1 protein-coding gene is annotated in these 263 nt (G+C 38.0%); it reads right to left on the bottom strand.

Translation table 11 applies throughout. The features are described from left to right. Positions 1-263, bottom strand: a 263-nt coding sequence (locus R0J92_RS23880) for a hypothetical protein (RefSeq protein ID WP_411053505.1), incomplete at both ends; no start/stop codon positions are given.

Genomic DNA, 263 nt, shown 5'->3' with positions numbered 1-263 from the left:
ATATCTATTCCTATTTCTTGCCAACCGTCTTTAATCGATGAGAAATATTGGTCGTAAAGACTTTCTATATTAGCAATACTCTGTAAAGTACCTTCCTCTTTTGTGAGTTTAGCAGCCATGACTGCCAATCTAGGGTTTCCTCGACTAAGCTCAGCAATTCTATCTAAAGCTAGGTAGTGACCAATGCTATACTCAGCTCTAACTAAGTCTTTAATTTGGTCGTCAGTAAATGGTTCTACTTCTATGAGAGTAGGCTCTCCAAT

The sequence above is a fragment of the Tritonibacter sp. SIMBA_163 genome, assembly GCF_046535935.1.
In the GTDB taxonomy this organism is placed as follows: domain Bacteria; phylum Pseudomonadota; class Alphaproteobacteria; order Rhodobacterales; family Rhodobacteraceae; genus Epibacterium; species Epibacterium scottomollicae.
The sequence above is the reverse complement of the archived record's forward strand: the minus strand, read 5'-3'. Positions and strand labels throughout refer to the sequence as shown.